This is a genomic window from Enterobacter sp. 237C8 (assembly GCF_034106865.1).
Classification (GTDB): Bacteria; Pseudomonadota; Gammaproteobacteria; order Enterobacterales; family Enterobacteriaceae; genus Enterobacter; species Enterobacter asburiae_B.
Window position 1 is genome coordinate 303,723 of record NZ_JAWNDF010000001.1, and the last position, 17,124, is coordinate 320,846.

Sequence of the window (17,124 nt, forward strand, 5' to 3'; positions counted from 1 at the left end):
TTCGGGAATATCGCATGCGTTCGGGCTATTAAAATACGCTGCTTTTCGCCCGCTTTTTAACCTGCTATAACAAACTCCTTACCTTTCAGGGAGTCACCGCCGTGCCCGAAATCAATCAACATGGTCAAACCGTTAACGATATCGTTCCCGACTGGAGAGGCGCGCGCGTATTAACCCGCACGCCGCTGTTCGGCCAGTATTGCCGCCTGGAGCCGCTGGACGCCGATCGCCACGCGGCCGATCTCTATGAGGCCTACGCGCTGGGCGACGACAGCGACTGGACGTGGCTTGCCAGCACGCAGCCAGCGAGCGTGGAAGCCACCGCGCACTGGATCGTGGGTAAGGTGATGGACGATGAGCTGGTGCCGTTTGCCGTCATTGATTTACGCACCGAACGCGCGGTGGGGCTGGTGAGCTATATGGCTAACGAGCGGCTGCTGGGGTCGGTGGAGATCGGGCACGTGACCTGGTCGCGCAGGATGAAAGGAACCCGGATGGGCACCGAAACGGTGTGGCTGCTGCTGAAAAATGCGTTTGAGCACGGCTACCGGCGCGTCGAGTGGAAGTGCGATTCCATGAACGTTGCGTCACGAAATGCGGCGGAGCGGCTGGGGTTTGTCTGGGAAGGACGCCTGCGCCAGAAGCTGGTGCGCAAAGGGCGCAACCGCGACAGCGATATGCTTTCTATTATTGACGGCGAGTGGCCGCAGCGCGATGCCGAACTGCGCTCCTGGCTGGCGGCGGAGAATTTTGACGGAGAAGGGCGGCAGATTAAGCGGCTTGAGGCGTTTCGGTTATAAGTGTTTTATGTAGGGTACATCTGAAACGGTCGATCAATCTGCGGAAATGGCAATTTCGATTAAATTGGTTTTTCCTGACTGTAGCCCCTGCGTCACCGCCGTGGCGATATCCGCGGCCTGGGTCACCCGGCAGCAGCGGATACCCATCGCGGTGCCCAGCGACTGGAAATCAATTCGCGGGTTAATCAGATCCATCCCGATAAAGCGACCCAGCTTTGTCGAACTGTAGCCCGGCTGTCCTTTCATGAAGTTTTTCAGGATGTTGTACTCCAGGTTATTCATCACGATAAAGGTGACGGGCAGATTTTCGTGCGCCGCCGTCCAGAGCGCCTGCGGCGAGTACAGGGAGGCGCCGTCGCCAACCAGACACACAACCGGCTCGCGCCCCAGCCCCAGCGAGTGACCTACTGCTGCAGGCATTCCCCAGCCCAGACCGCCGCCGCGCATAAAGTAGTAGCGCGGGTGCTGCGGGTCGGAGATAAACCGGCGAACGTGTCTGGCCGTTGCAATCGCTTCGTCGACAATCGTGGTGCCCGGTGGAACGGACTTTATCACCTCGTAGGCCGCGACCATCGGCGAAATCGCCGGGCGCAGCCGCTCGGCTGCCAGACGCTCTTCCTGCAGTTGCCACTCTTTTTCACGTTCAGCGCGTGCAGCTTTAAGCAGCCGCTGATGCGTCAATTTGCTTGCCACCCGGCGCTGCTCAAGCTTCGGCAGCAGTTCCTTCAGGGAGAGTTTAATATCCCCCATCACCGAGAGGCGCGTGGCGTAGGTGCGTCCCAGCTCGTTCATATCCGCCGAGAGCTGATACACCGCGCAGGTTTCCGGAATGGCCTCGCCCTCGCTATACAAAATGGTAATCAGGCTTCTGCCGCCGATGATAAACACCGCATCGTAGGCATTAACGACGCTGGCGATTTCATTTGCGGTGGTGGGCATATTGCCTCGCCATAGCGCGTGCTGCGTGGGAAAGGGCAAATTCAACGGCCAGGAGGAGCCGTAGACATGGGCGCCGAGCGCTTCAGCAAGCTGGACAATCTCCTGCGTCGAGCCGCTGGAGTGAACTTCATCCCCCGCCACAATCATGATCCTGCCGGGGGTGACTTCGCTTAGCGCCTGCGCCAGCTCGTCCAGCGAGCCCGCCACTGTGTGGTAGTTCACTTTAGAGGCCGTTTGTATCCCGGCGTCGCTCAGCTCTTCCATCACGTTCATTGGCAGGGATAGCAGAACCGGACCCGCGGGAGGGTAGCTGGCGGCATGAAACGCCCGACGCACCAGCACCGGAAGCTGGTCGGCGCTGGTGACCTCCTGCGCCCATTTCACCACCGGTGATCCAATGGAGACTATGTCATCATACAGGAGCGGGTCGCGCACGTAGTGACGGGTATCCTGCTGCCCGACGGTGACAACCAGCGGCGTTTTCATGATCCGCGAGTTAATGAGATTCCCCATCCCGTGTCCAAGACCGCTGGCGGTATGCAAATTGATAAAACCGGTCTTGCCGGAGGCTTTCGCGTAGCCGTCGGCAATGGCGACCACGCTGCTCTCCTGGAGTGCCAGAATATAGTGAATATTTTCATGGCGAAGAAGGGCATCAATGAGCGGGAGTTCGGTGGTGCCGGGGTTGCCAAAAATATATTCCACACCTTCACTCTCCAGCACTTCAAGGAGAATATCGGCACCCGATCGCATATTTAAGTCTGACAGGGACGTTAATGATTTAATCATAATGACACCTCATTCAGCGTTATTTAACTCATGCTAAAATTCTTCCTGCGTAGGACGGACTATTATTTCATTTACATCAACGTCGCCAGGCTGTTCGATAGCAAATAATACGGCTCTGGCAATCGACTCTGCCGGAATAGCCTGCTTATAAAATTCATGCAGGAACTGTTTGCTCGGGGCATCAGAGCTGCCAAACTGCAGCTCGCTTTCAACGGCGCCGGGGGAAATAAGGGTCGTCCGAACGGTTTTCCCCGCTTCCTGACGTAAGCCTTCACTCAGGGCGCGGACGGCGAATTTCGTGGCGCTGTACACCACGCCGCCGGGGGCAAGGACCTTGATACCCGCCACGGAGGCCACGTTAATAAAGTGTCCGCTCCCCTGACGCTGGAATACCGGAAATGCCGCTGCGATACCGTACAGCACGCCTTTAATATTGGTATCGATCATCCGGTCCCACTCGTCGGTTTTCAGCTCGCTGAGGGGGGCAATCGCCATAAAGCCCGCGTTGTTGATCAGCACGTCGACGCGCTGGTATGCGGCAACGGCAGCGTCAATCGCGCGCTGAACCTCCTCCTGTCGGGTCACGTCCGCCTTCACGGCAATCGCCTGGCCGCCTTGCTGAATAATGCGATCTACCAGGGCGTTAATTCTCTCCAGACGACGGGCAACCAGAACCAGAGAAAAAGGTTTATTTGCCAGATGAAGGGCAATGGCCTCACCAATACCGCTGCTGGCACCGGTGATAACAACAACTTTGTTTGCACTATTATTCATGATCTTATCTCACTGTTGTATGATTCAAAATAAATAAAAATAAGGGAGCGGTTTAAGAATTTTTGAAAATTCTTAAACCGCTCGTTTTTGATATATTCTGTATCTGGAATGAAATAATGCTCGCTTAAAACTTAATGGAGTGCGGAAGAAAATGTCAATGACGTTTTTTAATAATTAAATTAATTGCAAGCTTAATATTTAATTCTTATATGTAACAATCATATGAACAGAATAAAATTTGGTGACCCCCGCGGCCCTGCGAACAAAGCCGGAGGATTAAATCTTGCCGCTGTACAGCACGGGGCCGGTGGGTTGACCGGTGGGTGACCCACCTTCGGGCTCGAGGCTTATGGCTATCATCGCGTCAGGGGTAAGGGTGTTGTTCCCGAGGGCAACATGAGTCGGTATATCACGTTGCAGCAGCCCAAGGGATATCGGGGCCTTACCGGCAGGAATAAGCCAAAGCTGCAGGCTTTTTTGCGCCGCAATAGCGTTCGGTCTGAGAGGGGTGATGCTCAGATACTGGCGGCGGCTGTCCGCACTGACGATCCATTGCCCGTGCTGTTGGGCATCGTTGAGCACCATCAGCGGTGCGAGTTCCGGCGTTCGGGTGGAATACCAGGTCACTACGGTAACGGCGGCGAGGCCGGCCGCGACCATCCAGCCGAGATAGGGCCGGCTTTGGCGCAAAGGCTTTTTCGGTGGCAGATCGAGGGCGATTCTCTTCCACACCGTCTCGGGTGGGTGAACGGGCGTAAGGTGACTATCGAGCGTGCTGAACATTTCCTGCCAGTACGCCACGCGGGCAGCCAGACCGGGCTCAGCGGCAAGCCTCTTCTGGAACTGAAGCCGCGCCCCTCCGCGCAGGGTGCCGAGGGCATATTCTGCAGCCAGCATGTCATCGCGTTTTTCGCTGTCATTCATAGGCCCACGCACTCCCGAAGATGATCCATCGCGCGGCGGATCCAGCTTTTTACCGAGCCCACGGGCTGCTGGAGCCAGTCGGCAATGTCGCTGTGGGACATGCCCTGATAGTAGGCGAGCGTAATGCTCTGGCGCTGTTCCTGACTCAGATGATCCAGACAATGCCTGAGCCGTGCTGCCTGCGCGTCGTCGTACCAGTTGTTTTGCTCATCGTTTTCGCTCAGCAGACTCTCTTCGGAATACGACTCCTCGCGGGCGGCAGCCCGGGTTTGCCCGCTGCGCAGCCAGTCAATGCAGCGGTTGCGAACAATATGCGTAAGCCAGGTCATCGGAGAGCTTAGGGCGGCGTTATAGGTGTCGGCTTTACTCCAGACGGTGACAAAACAGTCGTGAAGGATCTCTTCTGCCCAGGCGCGATGGCGTAGCATGCGCAGCGCGACGGCAAACAGATGCGGTGAAGTGAGTCGGTAAAGCTGTTCAAATGCGCGGCGATCGCCGTTTGCGACCGCCTGCATTAATTTCAACTGCTGTTCAGCCAGCGCGTTATCCATGTTTTTCCCGGAAGGCAACGTCACACTTCCGAAGTATAGACAACTACTTAGGCATCAGGACGGTATCAATCACATCGATCACGCCATTTTTCTGATGGACGTCATAGGTGCTGATATTCGCCACGTTGCCTTTACCATCCTTGAGCTGAATATTGTGCGGGCCGTTACTCATGATCCACAGCGGTTGACCGTTAACGGTTTTCAGCTCCGCGTGGCCGCCGCCCTGTTTAATTTTCTGCTCCAGCGCTTTCATATCGTAATTACCCGCAACCACGTGATAGGTCAGGATACTGGTGAGCAGCGCTTTATTTTCCGGCTTCACCAGATTGTCGACCGTACCCGCAGGCAATTTCGCAAACGCCGCATCGGTGGGCGCAAAGACGGTGAATGGCCCTTTGCTCTGCAGCGTATCCACCAGCCCGGCCGCTTTAACCGCCGCCACCAGCGTCGTGTGATCTTTAGAGTTCACGGCGTTTTCAACAATGTTTTTGCTCGGGAACATTTCCGCTCCGCCCACCATCACGGAGCCTGACGTCATGGCTGCTGATGCGCCTGCACAGAAGAGTAAAGCGCTGGATACGAATGCAACACTGAGTAGCTTTTTCATCATTTATCCTCGGATTAAGGAGCAAAGGCGTTGCTCACATACTCACATACGAGGGCAGGTGGGAAACTGGATGCAGGCAAATGAAAATAAATTTTTGGCGGGGTAGGTTAATCCCCTCTCCCCTATGGGGCTGAGGGGGCACCACAAAGTAATGCCAGCACGGAACAGTCCCCTCGCCCCTCCGGGGAGAGGGTTAGGGTGAGGGGAACATACAGCTGTAGTGGTCATTCCGTTCACTTTATGTTCCTTGCTACTCTGTAACCCCGTAACCGGTGAACGTGCCAGGGTGGCTCAGTCGCCACCACCCTGGCGACCCGTGCTCCCGGCGGTAAATCGCCGCTTCGCGGTGCCCTCGGCTTATTCCTTCCGGCTTATCGGGGACGGGCGGAGGTAACGTCCCTGTAAAGCCCGCCCTCTCGGCGCATCCATGCGCCTCGCCCCGGCCGGAAGGCAAACGCCTCAGCGATTTACAGCCGGACCAGGGCATCGCTGAAAGGCTTAAGTCGTTCTTAAACAACGTTATTGCTGCTGCTTAAAAATTACTGGGGATCCTTCAGCCTATGGGGAGAGGGCCAGGGTAAAGGGAAATACCCTCAGCGTCGAACCGGCGCCCCGTTCGCCACATAATACGCCGCCGTGCTCTTCGCCAGCGGCTCGAGCCCGCGAATGGCGTCGGCAATCTTCTCGCCAATCATGATGGTGGTGGCGTTCAGGTTGCCGGTGATGATCTGCGGCATGATCGACGCATCCACGACGCGCAGCCCTTCCAGCCCGTGAACGCGGCCTTCGCCGTCGACCACCGCCATCTCGTCGTAACCCATCTTGCAGGTGCCGCACGGGTGGAAGGCGGTTTCGGCGTGTTTACGCACGAACTCGTCGAGCTGCTCGTCGGTCTCGCATTCGACGCCCGGGCTGATTTCGCGGCCGCGATATTTGTCCAGCGCGGGCTGGTGCATGATCTCGCGGGTGATGCGGATAGCGTCGCGGAACTCCTGCCAGTCCTGCTCGTGAGACATATAGTTGAACAGGATCGCCGGATGCTGGTGCGGATCGCGCGACTTGATGCGCACGTGCCCGCGGCTTGGGGAGCGCATGGAGCCAACGTGGCACTGGAAGCCGTGCTCTTTTACCGCGTTCGAGCCGTTGTAGTTAATCGCTACCGGCAGGAAGTGGTACTGAATGTTCGGCCATTCGAACTCTTCGCGGCTGCGGATAAAACCGCCCGCTTCGAAGTGGTTGCTCGCGCCCACGCCGGTGCCGCCAAACAGCCACTCGGCGCCAATCTTCGGCTGGTTCCACCACTGCAGGGCAGGGTAGAGGGAGACCGGCTCTTTGCATTCGTACTGGAGGTACATCTCCAGGTGATCCTGCAGGTTTTCGCCCACGCCGGGCAGGTCGTGCACCAGCGGAATATCGAACTGCTTCAGCAGCTCCGCGTTGCCCACGCCGGAGCGCTGGAGGATCTGCGGGGAGGCAATCGCGCCCGCACACAGCAGCACCTCTTTATTCGCCGTCGCTCTGGACGGGATGGTGCTTTCGCCCTCCAGCCACTCGACGCCCGCCGCGCGCTTGCCGTCAAAAATAATATGATCGGTCATGGCGTGAGTGCGGATGGTCAGGTTCGGACGCTTTTTGGCCTGGTCCAGATAGCCGCGCGCGGTGCTGGCGCGTCGACCCTGCGGCGTGACCGTGCGGTCCATCGGGCCGAAGCCCTCCTGCTGATAGCCGTTGAGATCGTCGGTGCGCGGGTAGCCCGCCTGCACGCCCGCTTCCACCATCGCCTCAAACAGCGGGTTCACGCCCGGCTTAGAGGTGGTAACGCTCACCGGGCCGTCGCCGCCGTGGTAGTCGTTCGGCCCCACGTCGCGCGTCTCGGCCTTGCGGTAGTAGGGCAGGCAGTTGAGGTAGCTCCAGTGCTCAAGGCCAGATTCTTTCGCCCAGTTGTCGAGGTCCATCGCGTTACCGCGGATGTAGCACATGCCGTTGATCAGCGACGAGCCGCCCAGCCCTTTGCCGCGCCCGCACTCCATGCGGCGGTTGTTCATGTACGGCTCTGGCTCGGTTTCATACGCCCAGTTGTAGCGCTTGCCCTGCAGCGGGAACGCCAGCGCGGCGGGCATCTGGGTGCGGAAGTCAAAGCGGTAGTCCGGCCCGCCCGCCTCAAGCAGCAGGACGGTGATATTCGGATCTTCAGTCAGTCGCGTTGCCAGTACGTTGCCGGCAGAGCCGGCCCCGATAATGATGTAGTCAAATTGCAAATAAACCTCCCGGTTAAAATATGGACTGGAATTTACCCATCTCAACCTGGATGGACTTCACCTGGGTGTAGCTCTGCAGCGTCATCACGCCGTTCTCGCGACCAATGCCGGAGTGTTTATAGCCGCCGACCGGCATTTCTGCGGCGGATTCACCCCAGGTGTTGATCCAGCAGATGCCCGCTTCGAGCTGATGAATGGCGCCGTGCGCGCGGTTCAGGTCGGCAGTGACGATGCCCGCCGCCAGGCCGTAGTCGGTGTCGTTGGCGCGGCGAATGGCTTCTTCTTCGCTTTCATAGGTGAGGATGGACATCACCGGGCCGAAGATCTCTTCGCGCACGATGGTCATCTCGTCGGTGCAGTCGGTGAACACGGTCGGGGCGACCCACGCGCCGTTGTCGAAGCCTTCGCCCTTCAGCGCGTCGCCGCCGCACAGCACGCGCGCGCCTTCCTCTTTGCCTTTGGCGATGTAGCGCATCACGCTATCGCGGTGCGGGAAGCTGACCATCGGGCCAAAGTTGTTGCGTTCATCGAACAGATCGCCCGCGCGGATGCGGCCCACGCGCTCGACGATTTTCTGCTCAAACGCGGCCTTGAATTTCGCGGGCACGAACACGCGGGTGCCGTTGGTGCACACCTGGCCGGAGCTGAAGAAGTTCGCCATCATGGCAATGTCCGCCGCGAGATTGAGATCCGCGTCGTCGAAAATAATCAGCGGGGATTTGCCGCCCAGCTCCATCGTCACCTCTTTCAGGGAGGAGGCAGCCGAGTTGGCCATCACCTTTTTGCCGCTGGCGACGCCGCCGGTGAAGGAGACTTTGGCGATGCCCGGATGCTCGGTCAGGTACTGGCCGGTCTCCGCGCCCACGCCCGGCAGGACGTTAAACACGCCGTCCGGCAGACCCGCTTCGGTGTAGATTTCGGCAAGCTTCAGGGCGGTGAGCGGGGTGACCTCGCTCGGCTTGAAGATCATCGCGTTGCCCGCCGCCAGCGCCGGGGCGGATTTCCACAGGGCGATCTGGATCGGGTAGTTCCACGCGCCGATGCCCGCCACCACGCCCAGCGGCTCGCGGCGGGTGTAGACGAATGAGGTCTCACGCAGCGGGATCTGGCTGCCTTCCAGCGCCGGGATCAGCCCCGCGTAGTACTCCAGCACGTCCGCGCCGGTGACGATGTCGACGGTGGAGGTTTCGGAATACGCTTTACCGGTGTCGAGGGTTTCCAGCTTCGCCAGCTCGTCGTTGCGCTCGCGCAGGATATCGACGGCGCGACGCAGAACGCGCGACCGCTCCATGGCGGTCATCGCCGCCCAGATTTTTTGCCCGCGTTTTGCGCTTTCGACGGCGCGGTTCACGTCTTCGCGTCCGGCGGCCTGTACGCTCGCCAGGACTTCACCGTTGGCCGGGTTGATGGTCTCGAAGGTGCGACCGCTGGTGGCGGAGGTATAACCACCATTGATATAAAGCTGCTGTTCTGCCATTCGGGACATAAATTCTCCTCGGTTATTCGGTCGGTAAATGCTGGCTGATAAAGTGGCTGGTGAGCGACTGCGCCAGGGTCTTATCCAGCGGCTTGCCGCTCAGCGCGGCGCGCAGCCACAGCCCGTCGATCAGCGCCGCCAGGCCGTAGCCCGCCTCTTCGGCCTGTTCGCGCGGCAGTTCACGGCGGAACTCGTACACCAGGTTTGACAACAAGCGACGGCTGCTCACCTGCTGCAGGCGGTAGAGCATTGGCTGGTGCATGCTGCTCGCCCAGAAGGCCAGCCAGGCCTTCATTGCCGCGCCGCTGGTCTGGGTTTCATCAAAATTGCCGCCGACAATGGCCTGCAGGCGCTGCTCCGCGCTGCCGTCCGGCAGAGCGCGTAAGCGGCTCAAAACCGCGTCGCGCAGCTGGCCGGTGATGTCGCGCATGGTCGCTTCCAGCAGACCGTTTTTGTCTTTGAAGTAGTGACTGATGATCCCCGTGGAAACGCCCGCCCGACGGGCGATCTGCGCGATCGTCGCGTCGTGCATTCCCACTTCATTTATTGCTTCCAGCGTGGCGTCGATAAGCTGCCTGCGCCGGATCGGCTGCATCCCCACTTTGGGCATTTTTGCCACTCCATTCATCAGCGTTGGTAATACATTAAAGCGGTTTTTGATTGGACGTTCAATATAAAATGTGTCTTAATTGTTGCGGATTTGGATTTCAATAGTTACAAAAACAGTGGGGATACTGGATGACAGACCTTTCACAAGACAGAGAAAAAGACAAAATCAACCCGGTCGTTTTTTATACGTCCGCCGGGCTGATTTTGTTGTTTTCCCTGACGACTATCTTCTTTCGTGATTTTTCTGCCGAGTGGATTGGGCGCACCCTGAACTGGGTGTCGAAGACCTTCGGCTGGTACTATCTGCTGGCCGCGACGCTCTATATCGTCTTCGTGGTCTGCATTGCCTGCTCGCGCTTTGGTTCCGTGAAGCTCGGGCCTGAGCAGTCCAAGCCCGAATTCAGCCTGCTGAGCTGGGCCGCGATGCTGTTTGCCGCCGGCATCGGCATTGACCTGATGTTCTTCTCCGTGGCCGAACCGGTCACGCAGTATATGCAGCCGCCGGAAGGGGCGGGGCAGACGATGGAGGCCGCGCGCCAGGCGATGGTCTGGACGCTGTTCCACTACGGCCTGACGGGCTGGTCGATGTACGCCCTGATGGGCATGGCGCTCGGATACTTTAGCTATCGTTATAATTTGCCTCTCACCATCCGCTCCGCGCTGTACCCGATCTTCGGTAAAAAGATTAACGGCCCGATTGGCCACAGCGTTGATATCGCGGCGGTGATCGGCACCATCTTTGGTATTGCGACGACGCTTGGGATTGGCGTGGTGCAGCTCAACTACGGGCTGAGCGTGCTGTTTGATATCCCGGATTCGATGGCGGCCAAAGCGGCGCTGATTGCGCTCTCCGTCATTATCGCCACCATCTCGGTGACGTCTGGCGTGGATAAGGGCATCCGCGTGCTCTCCGAGCTGAACGTGGCGCTGGCGCTGGGCCTGATCCTGTTCGTGCTGTTTATGGGCGATACCTCGTTCCTGCTCAATGCCCTAGTGCTCAACGTGGGCGACTACGTAAACCGCTTTATGGGCATGACGCTGAACAGCTTCGCCTTCGACCGCCCGGTGGAGTGGATGAACAACTGGACGCTGTTCTTCTGGGCGTGGTGGGTGGCGTGGTCGCCGTTTGTCGGCCTGTTCCTGGCGCGTATTTCGCGTGGCCGCACCATCCGCCAGTTTGTGATGGGCACGCTGATTATCCCGTTCACCTTTACCCTGCTGTGGCTGTCGATTTTCGGCAACAGCGCGCTGCATGAGATCATCCACGGCAATGCCACCTTCGCGCAGGAAGCGATGGCGCACCCGGAGCGCGGCTTCTACAGCCTGCTGGCGCAGTACCCGGCGTTTACCTTTAGCGCCTCCGTGGCGACCATTACCGGCCTGCTGTTCTACGTTACCTCGGCGGATTCCGGCGCGCTGGTGCTGGGTAACTTCACCTCGAAGCTCAAAGATATCAACAGCGATGCGCCGAACTGGCTGCGCATCTTCTGGTCCGTCGCCATCGGCCTGCTGACGCTCGGCATGCTGATGACCAACGGCATTTCGGCGTTGCAGAACACCACGGTGATCATGGGCCTGCCGTTCAGCTTCGTCATCTTCTTCGTGATGGCCGGGCTGTATAAATCGCTCAAGGTGGAAGACTATCGCCGCGTCAGCGCCAGCCGCGACACCGCGCCGCGTCCGATGGGCGCGCAGGACAGGCTGAGCTGGAAGAAACGCCTCTCGCGCCTGATGAACTACCCGGGCACGCGCTACACCAAACAGATGATGGAGACGGTCTGCTTCCCGGCGATGGAAGAGGTCGCGCAGGAGCTGAAGCTGCGCGGTGCGTACGTGGAGCTGAAAAACCTGCCACCGGATGAGGGCGAGACCCTGGGGCACCTGGATCTGCTGGTGCACATGGGCGACGAGCAGAACTTTGTTTATCAGATCTGGCCGCAGCAGTATTCGGTACCCGGGTTTACCTACCGGGCGCGCAGCGGGAAATCGACCTACTACCGGCTGGAAACCTTCCTGCTGGAAGGGAGCCAGGGGAATGATTTGATGGACTACAGCAAGGAGCAGGTGATTACGGACATTCTGGACCAGTATGAACGGCACCTGAACTTTATCCATCTGCACAGGGAAGCGCCGGGGAATAGCGTGATGTTCCCGGATGTCTAAACGGATTCTTAAATAACAATATATCTGTATATAAATACAGTTATTCAATGCGATATTACTCATGGAAGAGTCATATTGCAGCAAAAGCCTGATGCTGAAGCATTCAGGCTTTTGCTGCATCAGGGAAGGAATCATGCATGAGCCACGCGATAGAATTTATCGAAACATCACTTTTTACCCGGCAGTTCAAAAGTATTGCTACGGATGATGAATTAAGGGATCTCCAAAAGGAACTCATTGCCTGGCCTCATAAAGGCGATTTGATCCAGCATACAGGCGGGCTACGTAAAATAAGAATGGCTGTTGGCTCAAAGGGAAAAAGCGGCGGGGCCAGAGTCATCTACTTTCTGGCTACTGAAGAGGTGATTTTTTTCCTCATGGCCTATCCAAAAAGCATGAAGGACAGCCTGACCGATGTAGAGAAAGCCGAACTCAGAAAACTCACGTCTGTTCTCACCAATAGCGCTTCCAGTTCCGTCAATTAAAGGTGTACTATGTACTCCATCAGGCAAGAAGGGGCAGACAATGAGTATCTTTGATGAACTTAAGGCTTCGCTTGAAGAGGCTGCCGAGATCCAACGTGGTAAGAAAACTCCATCACGAGTCACTCGCTATGAGGTCGCGGACGTTCGGGCGATAAGAGAGCAGTTAAATGTCACTCAAAGCGAAATGGCGAAGGCTCTGGGTACAAGTGTTGATACGATTAAAAGCTGGGAGTCGAAACGGCGAAACCCAACGGGATTAGCGGCGAAAGTGCTAAATGTGATTAGAGATAATCCCGCGTTTTTCAGAGCGCTTGCGGGGCAGTGAGCTGATATCTATCTGTACAATTTATGCCGGGTGGCGGCGATGCCTTACCCGGCCTACAACACCGCTTTACCGAAGACCTGATAAGCGTAGCGCCATCAGGCTTTTAGCAGCGTAAACACGCTCGTATCATTATTCTGCCAGATGAGGATGAAGCGTTTACCCTCAGGATAGTCTCCAGCCGGGTTCGAAAGCGCCAGCGTGATTGTTTTTTCCGTTAACTCTGTGACTCTCGCCCACTCAAACCCCATGTAAGTATTTGCCTTTGGAAAGAGCGCCTTAAACAAACTCTCTTTGGCGCTAAATGCCAGCGTCAGCGCCAGCGCAAAAGGGTAGCCCGAGTGCGTCAGGCATATCGCTTCCTGCGCATCAACGATGCCGTCCTGGATTTCGCGGGCTTCCCGGTCTGGAAGAATGGCTTCGCAATCAATACCTACGAGCGCATCTTGATGACGGACGACAACCGCCATCGCCTGCGTGCCGCTATGAGTAATGCTTCCCGAAACCCCTTCCGGCCAGAGCGGTTCGCCGCTGGGGCCGATGCCGGGGATCGCGCGTTCATTTATCGCGCCGAGCGCATGCGCGGCGGCGATGCGGCCTGCAAGATGCTCGGCTTTGCGTTTGCGTCCGGCGTTTAAAAGCTCAGCGTAGTGGGGGAGCCAGAGAAGGTCGGCGTCGGTGAAGGTGGTGGGGTCGAAGGTGACGTTGTGGACGGTGTGGCCGGCAATAATGAACGTGGTGTGGGTTGTGTGCATGTTTTTCCCTTCAGAATTGTGCGGCCTGATGCCCTCACCCCGGCCCTCTCCCACGGGGAGAGGGGGGAGTTACTGCCTGAATCAGAAACGCGTATTCACGCTCATGTACCAGGTGCGACCCGGCTCATTATACGTATACGCTCCCGCACCGTACATATACGCACCGGTGGTGGCGTTGCCCGTGGTCTGGGCATTACCCGCGCGCCACTGGCGTTTGTCGAAGACGTTGTCCACGCCGCCGGTCAGACTAACGTTTTTGGTCATGTCCCAGGTCGCGCTCAGGCCAACGATGCTGTACGGGCTGACTTCGTCTTTCTCAGACCCGGTCACCGGCTGACCTTTGTAGTTGTACTTCTTCGGCTGCTGCTTGCCGTACCAGGTAAAGGTCGACTGAAGCGACACGTCCTGATGAACCTGCCAGCTCAGGGTCGAGTTCAGCGTGTACTCCGGAATGATCGACAGACGGTCGCCGGTCTCCTTGTTTTTGCTCTGCAGCATCCAGGTGATGTTGTTGGTCCAGTTGATCGTGTCGCTGACCGGCACGTTCAGGGAGCCTTCCAGCCCTTCGACGACCGCTTTCGGAACATTTTCCCACTGGTAGATATCCGTCTGCACTTTACCGGAAGAGGTGTGACCGATCGGCGCGTAGCCCGCTTCAATCTTGTCGCGATAGTCGTTGCGGAACCAGGTCACGCCAGCCAGCCAGCCGTCGCGTTTCCACTCCAGACCAATCTCTTTGTTGATGCTGGTTTCCGCTTTCAGATCGTCGTTGCCCATCATGTAGCAGCCCACGCCGTCCGAGCTGGCGTAGCAGCCCTGGCCTTTGCTGTAGAGCAGGTAGTTCGGGTTGGTCTGGTACAGGCTCGGCGCTTTATAGGCGCGCGCGATCCCCATCTTCAGCGTGAAGTCATCGCCCAGACCTTGCGACAGGTTCAGGGACGGGCTCCAGTTGTTGCCGACGATGGTGTGGTGATCGAAGCGCAGGGCAGGGGTTAGCATGGTGCTGTCGGTCAGCTCCATGTTGTTTTCGGCGAACAGGGAGAAAATCTCCGCCGAGGTGTACGGGCTGCGGTCGTTGCTCATGCCCGGAACGGTGCCGCCCTGCAGGGTTTGCGTAAAGGAGGTGGAGTCCTTCATGCGCTGCTGGTTCCACTCGGTGCCCAGCGTCAGGTTCTGGTTGACGAGGAAATCAATCGGCAGGTTGATCTCGCTGTGCAGCATCACGTCGGCCAGGTCGGTGTCGGTGAATTTATTGCTGTTGAACAAGCCTTCCGTCCCGCCCGCCAGACCTTCGCCCAGGCGGGAGTTGCGGGTGTGTTCGTACTGCGCCCAGCTGCTGGTGGTGATGCCGTTATCCCAGCCGCCGTTCCAGGTCACCGCGAAGTTCTGGCGGTAGATACGGTTAGTCTCTTTGCCGTAATTCTTCTTCACCAGCGCGCTGTCGTTGTTGGTGTTCTGCGTGTCGCCCGCGTAGAGGTTGTTCTGGCGGCTGTAGCCCGCTTCGAACTCCAGGGACTGCATGGGCGCGAAGTCCCAGCGCACCACGCCGTTGATGTCTTTGTTTTCCACGCCCTCGCGGCCAGCCGGCAGGGTGTTGGCGTAGGCACCGGTACGATCGGACTGGTGGCCCTGGTTAATGTCCCACGCGTCGGCCTGGGTTTTATCGAGATTACCGAACATGCGGAAGCTGAAGTCGCCGCCCAGGGGGCCGCTCAGGCTGAAGTTGGTGCGCCTGGTGGAACCTTCGTCCTTGTGCTCAGGCGCGTTCAGGTAGGTGTTCCAGGAGCCGTGCCACTGGTCGTCGAATTTTTTGGTGATGATGTTCACCACGCCGCCTGCCGCGCCGTTGCCGTAGCGCGCGGCGGCCGGACCGCGGATCACTTCAATGCGCTCGATCATCTCCGGCGGCACCCAGCCGGTATCGCCGCGGGTGTCTCGCTCGCCTCGCCAGCCCAGACGAATAGAGTTGCGGCTGGTCACCGGCTTGCCGTCGATCAGGATCAGCGTGTTTTCCGGCCCCATGCCGCGAATGTCAATCTGACGGTTGTTTCCGCGCTGGCCGCTGGTGGAGTTCCCGGTGAGGTTAACGCCCGGCATGGTGCGGATGATTTCCGCCACGTCGCGCGCGGGCGGGTTTTTGCGGATCTCGTCGGCGGTGATGGTCGACACGCCCGGCGCCTGTAAATTCTGCTCGGCGGCGGTGATCACCATCGTATCTTCGTGCTGCGCAGAGGCGGTGTTGTCGTCTGCCATGGCGGGCAGCGCGACACCATAAATCCCTAAATTGACCAGCAAGGCCAGAGAGTGAATCTTCTTATTCATTGTACGTCCCGCTTTTATGGTTATTTAATGAGCGCGCTTCCCACAGCGCGGGCATTACGCTATTGCAAATGCAAATAGTTATCAATAATATTATCAATAAAATTTGCTCTGAAACAAAAAAGACTGTGAAACATGGGGTTATAAGGGTGACGACGTTAACAGCCGGAAGTGAAGCGTGGTGGCAGTCGAAAAACGGACCTGAATGGGAACGTCAGAAGGAGAAGTGTCGCGTCACCTTCTGGTGGCGGGATCCGGCAGGAACGCAGAAAACCTCATTGGTCAAACGCGTCTGGCTCTACGTTACCGGCGTGACCGATCACCATCAAAATGCCCGCCCGCAGTCCCTCGAGCGCATCCCGGATACCGACGTCTGGCAGTGGCGGGGCGAATTCAGCCCCGAGTGGCGCGGGAGCTACTGTTTTATCCCTTCTGTAAATGAAAACGATTTTGCCGATACCGTGTTTGAAGGCGAGCTGCCGGACCGCCTGGCGCTGCGCGAAGGCTGGCGCAGGCTGCTGCCGCACGCGGTTTCCGACCCGCTGAATCGGCAGAGCTGGCGCGGCGGGCGCGGTCATGCCGTTTCGGCGCTGGAGATGCCGGACGCGCCCGTTCAGCCCGGCTGGGACCGTCCCGATACGCCGTATCAACAGCCAGTCTGCATTGAGTGGAACAGCGAGCGTCTCAATAACCGTCGCCGCGTGTGGATTTTTACCACCGGGGACGACGGCCCCGACCGCCCGCTGGCGGTGCTGCTCGACGGGCAGTTCTGGGCCGAAAGCATGCCCGTCTGGCCTGCGCTGACGTCGCTCACCACCGGGTGCCAACTGCCCCCTGCGGTCTACGTATTAATCGATGCGATCGACATGGAACACCGCAACCGCGAATTGCCCTGTAACCCCGATTTCTGGCTGGCGATACAGGAAGAACTTCTCCCTCTTGTAAAACATCTCGCCCCCTTCAGCGACCGCGCCGACCGTACCGTGGTGGCGGGCCAGAGCTTTGGCGGACTCTCTTCGCTTTATGCTGGCCTCAGCTGGCCGCAGCGTTTTGGCTGCGTGCTGAGCCAGTCCGGCTCGTACTGGTGGCCGCACCGCGGTGGGCAGCAGGAAGGGTGCCTCATCGAACAGCTCAGAGCCGGTGAGCTGACCGCGAGCGGGCTGCGTATCGTCCTCGAAGCCGGGCGCAACGAGCCGCTGATTTTCAATGCCAATCAGGCGATTTACGCCGAACTACACGCGCAGCAGCAGGTTACCTGGCGTCAGGTTGACGGCGGACACGATGCGCTTTGCTGGCGCGGTGGGCTGACGCAGGGGCTGATGACCCTCTGGCAGCCGCTCATTCAATAACGG

General features: G+C 58.3%; 15 protein-coding genes. 5 read left to right on the top strand and 10 right to left on the bottom strand.

Translation table 11 applies throughout. The annotated features are described in order from the left end of the window. The first annotated feature begins 101 nt into the window (after positions 1-101). Complete coding sequence (locus tag USF70_RS01485; protein WP_217072376.1) at positions 102-800, top strand: GNAT family N-acetyltransferase; 699 nt, start codon at positions 102-104, stop codon at positions 798-800. 33 nt (positions 801-833) lie between these two features. On the opposite strand, the gene USF70_RS01490 is transcribed toward USF70_RS01485, so the two are convergent. The 8 genes from USF70_RS01490 to betI form a co-directional block, all read right to left on the bottom strand. Continuing rightward, complete coding sequence (locus tag USF70_RS01490) at positions 834-2,528, bottom strand: thiamine pyrophosphate-binding protein (protein ID WP_320735208.1); 1,695 nt, start codon at positions 2,526-2,528, stop codon at positions 834-836. A gap of 33 nt (positions 2,529-2,561) precedes the next feature. Continuing rightward, entirely contained in the window at positions 2,562-3,302 is a 741-nt protein-coding gene (locus USF70_RS01495) for an SDR family oxidoreductase (protein ID WP_033144879.1), read from the bottom strand. Between the two features lie 276 nt (positions 3,303-3,578). Continuing rightward, positions 3,579-4,226: an anti-sigma factor domain-containing protein gene (locus USF70_RS01500; RefSeq protein WP_320735209.1), complete on the bottom strand. Its 648-nt coding sequence runs from the start codon at positions 4,224-4,226 to the stop codon at positions 3,579-3,581. Then, positions 4,223-4,777 carry an RNA polymerase sigma factor gene (locus USF70_RS01505; RefSeq protein WP_048979585.1) on the bottom strand — a complete coding sequence of 185 codons (555 nt, stop codon included), beginning with the start codon at positions 4,775-4,777 and terminating at the stop codon, positions 4,223-4,225. The genes USF70_RS01500 and USF70_RS01505 overlap by 4 nt, the downstream gene beginning before the upstream one ends. A 43-nt stretch (positions 4,778-4,820) precedes the next feature. After that, entirely contained in the window at positions 4,821-5,384 is a 564-nt protein-coding gene (locus tag USF70_RS01510) for a fasciclin domain-containing protein (RefSeq protein WP_023334833.1), read from the bottom strand. A gap of 593 nt (positions 5,385-5,977) precedes the next feature. After that, complete coding sequence (betA, locus tag USF70_RS01515; RefSeq protein WP_320735210.1) at positions 5,978-7,642, bottom strand: choline dehydrogenase; 1,665 nt, start codon at positions 7,640-7,642, stop codon at positions 5,978-5,980. A gap of 13 nt (positions 7,643-7,655) precedes the next feature. After that, positions 7,656-9,128 (bottom strand): betaine-aldehyde dehydrogenase, encoded by a 1,473-nt coding sequence (betB, locus tag USF70_RS01520; protein WP_320735211.1) that lies wholly within the window; start codon positions 9,126-9,128, stop codon positions 7,656-7,658. Positions 9,129-9,141: 13 nt separating this feature from the next. Continuing rightward, positions 9,142-9,729 carry a transcriptional regulator BetI gene (betI, locus tag USF70_RS01525; RefSeq protein ID WP_032662864.1) on the bottom strand — a complete coding sequence of 196 codons (588 nt, stop codon included), beginning with the start codon at positions 9,727-9,729 and terminating at the stop codon, positions 9,142-9,144. A gap of 128 nt (positions 9,730-9,857) precedes the next feature. On the opposite strand from betI, the gene betT reads away from it, so the two are divergent. The 3 genes from betT (at position 9,858) to nadS (ending at position 12,701) form a co-directional block, all read left to right on the top strand. Continuing rightward, positions 9,858-11,891: a choline BCCT transporter BetT gene (gene betT / locus USF70_RS01530; protein WP_320735212.1), complete on the top strand. Its 2,034-nt coding sequence runs from the start codon at positions 9,858-9,860 to the stop codon at positions 11,889-11,891. A gap of 137 nt (positions 11,892-12,028) precedes the next feature. Continuing rightward, entirely contained in the window at positions 12,029-12,376 is a 348-nt protein-coding gene (locus tag USF70_RS01535; protein ID WP_033144884.1) for a type II toxin-antitoxin system RelE/ParE family toxin, read from the top strand. A gap of 40 nt (positions 12,377-12,416) precedes the next feature. After that, positions 12,417-12,701, top strand: a complete 285-nt coding sequence (nadS, locus tag USF70_RS01540; RefSeq protein WP_033144885.1) for a NadS family protein — start codon at positions 12,417-12,419, stop codon at positions 12,699-12,701. Positions 12,702-12,796: 95 nt separating this feature from the next. Here nadS and entD read toward each other — a convergent pair whose 3' ends face one another. Together entD and USF70_RS01550 are read right to left on the bottom strand one after the other, a co-directional pair. Next, entirely contained in the window at positions 12,797-13,453 is a 657-nt protein-coding gene (gene entD, locus USF70_RS01545; protein WP_320735213.1) for an enterobactin synthase subunit EntD, read from the bottom strand. Between the two features lie 81 nt (positions 13,454-13,534). Continuing rightward, positions 13,535-15,775: a TonB-dependent siderophore receptor gene (locus tag USF70_RS01550; protein WP_213729509.1), complete on the bottom strand. Its 2,241-nt coding sequence runs from the start codon at positions 15,773-15,775 to the stop codon at positions 13,535-13,537. 146 nt (positions 15,776-15,921) lie between these two features. On the opposite strand from USF70_RS01550, the gene fes reads away from it, so the two are divergent. Next, positions 15,922-17,121 (top strand): enterochelin esterase, encoded by a 1,200-nt coding sequence (gene fes / locus USF70_RS01555; protein ID WP_320735214.1) that lies wholly within the window; start codon positions 15,922-15,924, stop codon positions 17,119-17,121. The last annotated feature ends 3 nt before the right edge of the window (positions 17,122-17,124 follow it).

Excerpts from the sequence above, each read along its gene's own strand:
- USF70_RS01490 (WP_320735208.1), bottom strand. The coding sequence starts at position 2,528 with ATGATTAAATCATTAACGTCCCTGTCAGACTTAAATATGCGATCGGGT.
- USF70_RS01495 (WP_033144879.1), bottom strand. The coding sequence starts at position 3,302 with ATGAATAATAGTGCAAACAAAGTTGTTGTTATCACCGGTGCCAGCAGC.
- USF70_RS01500 (WP_320735209.1), bottom strand. The coding sequence starts at position 4,226 with ATGAATGACAGCGAAAAACGCGATGACATGCTGGCTGCAGAATATGCC.
- USF70_RS01505 (WP_048979585.1), bottom strand. The coding sequence starts at position 4,777 with ATGGATAACGCGCTGGCTGAACAGCAGTTGAAATTAATGCAGGCGGTC.
- USF70_RS01510 (WP_023334833.1), bottom strand. The coding sequence starts at position 5,384 with ATGAAAAAGCTACTCAGTGTTGCATTCGTATCCAGCGCTTTACTCTTC.
- betB (WP_320735211.1), bottom strand. The coding sequence starts at position 9,128 with ATGTCCCGAATGGCAGAACAGCAGCTTTATATCAATGGTGGTTATACC.
- betI (WP_032662864.1), bottom strand. The coding sequence starts at position 9,729 with ATGCCCAAAGTGGGGATGCAGCCGATCCGGCGCAGGCAGCTTATCGAC.
- betT (WP_320735212.1), top strand. The coding sequence starts at position 9,858 with ATGACAGACCTTTCACAAGACAGAGAAAAAGACAAAATCAACCCGGTC.
- USF70_RS01535 (WP_033144884.1), top strand. The coding sequence starts at position 12,029 with ATGAGCCACGCGATAGAATTTATCGAAACATCACTTTTTACCCGGCAG.
- nadS (WP_033144885.1), top strand. The coding sequence starts at position 12,417 with ATGAGTATCTTTGATGAACTTAAGGCTTCGCTTGAAGAGGCTGCCGAG.
- entD (WP_320735213.1), bottom strand. The coding sequence starts at position 13,453 with ATGCACACAACCCACACCACGTTCATTATTGCCGGCCACACCGTCCAC.
- USF70_RS01550 (WP_213729509.1), bottom strand. The coding sequence starts at position 15,775 with ATGAATAAGAAGATTCACTCTCTGGCCTTGCTGGTCAATTTAGGGATT.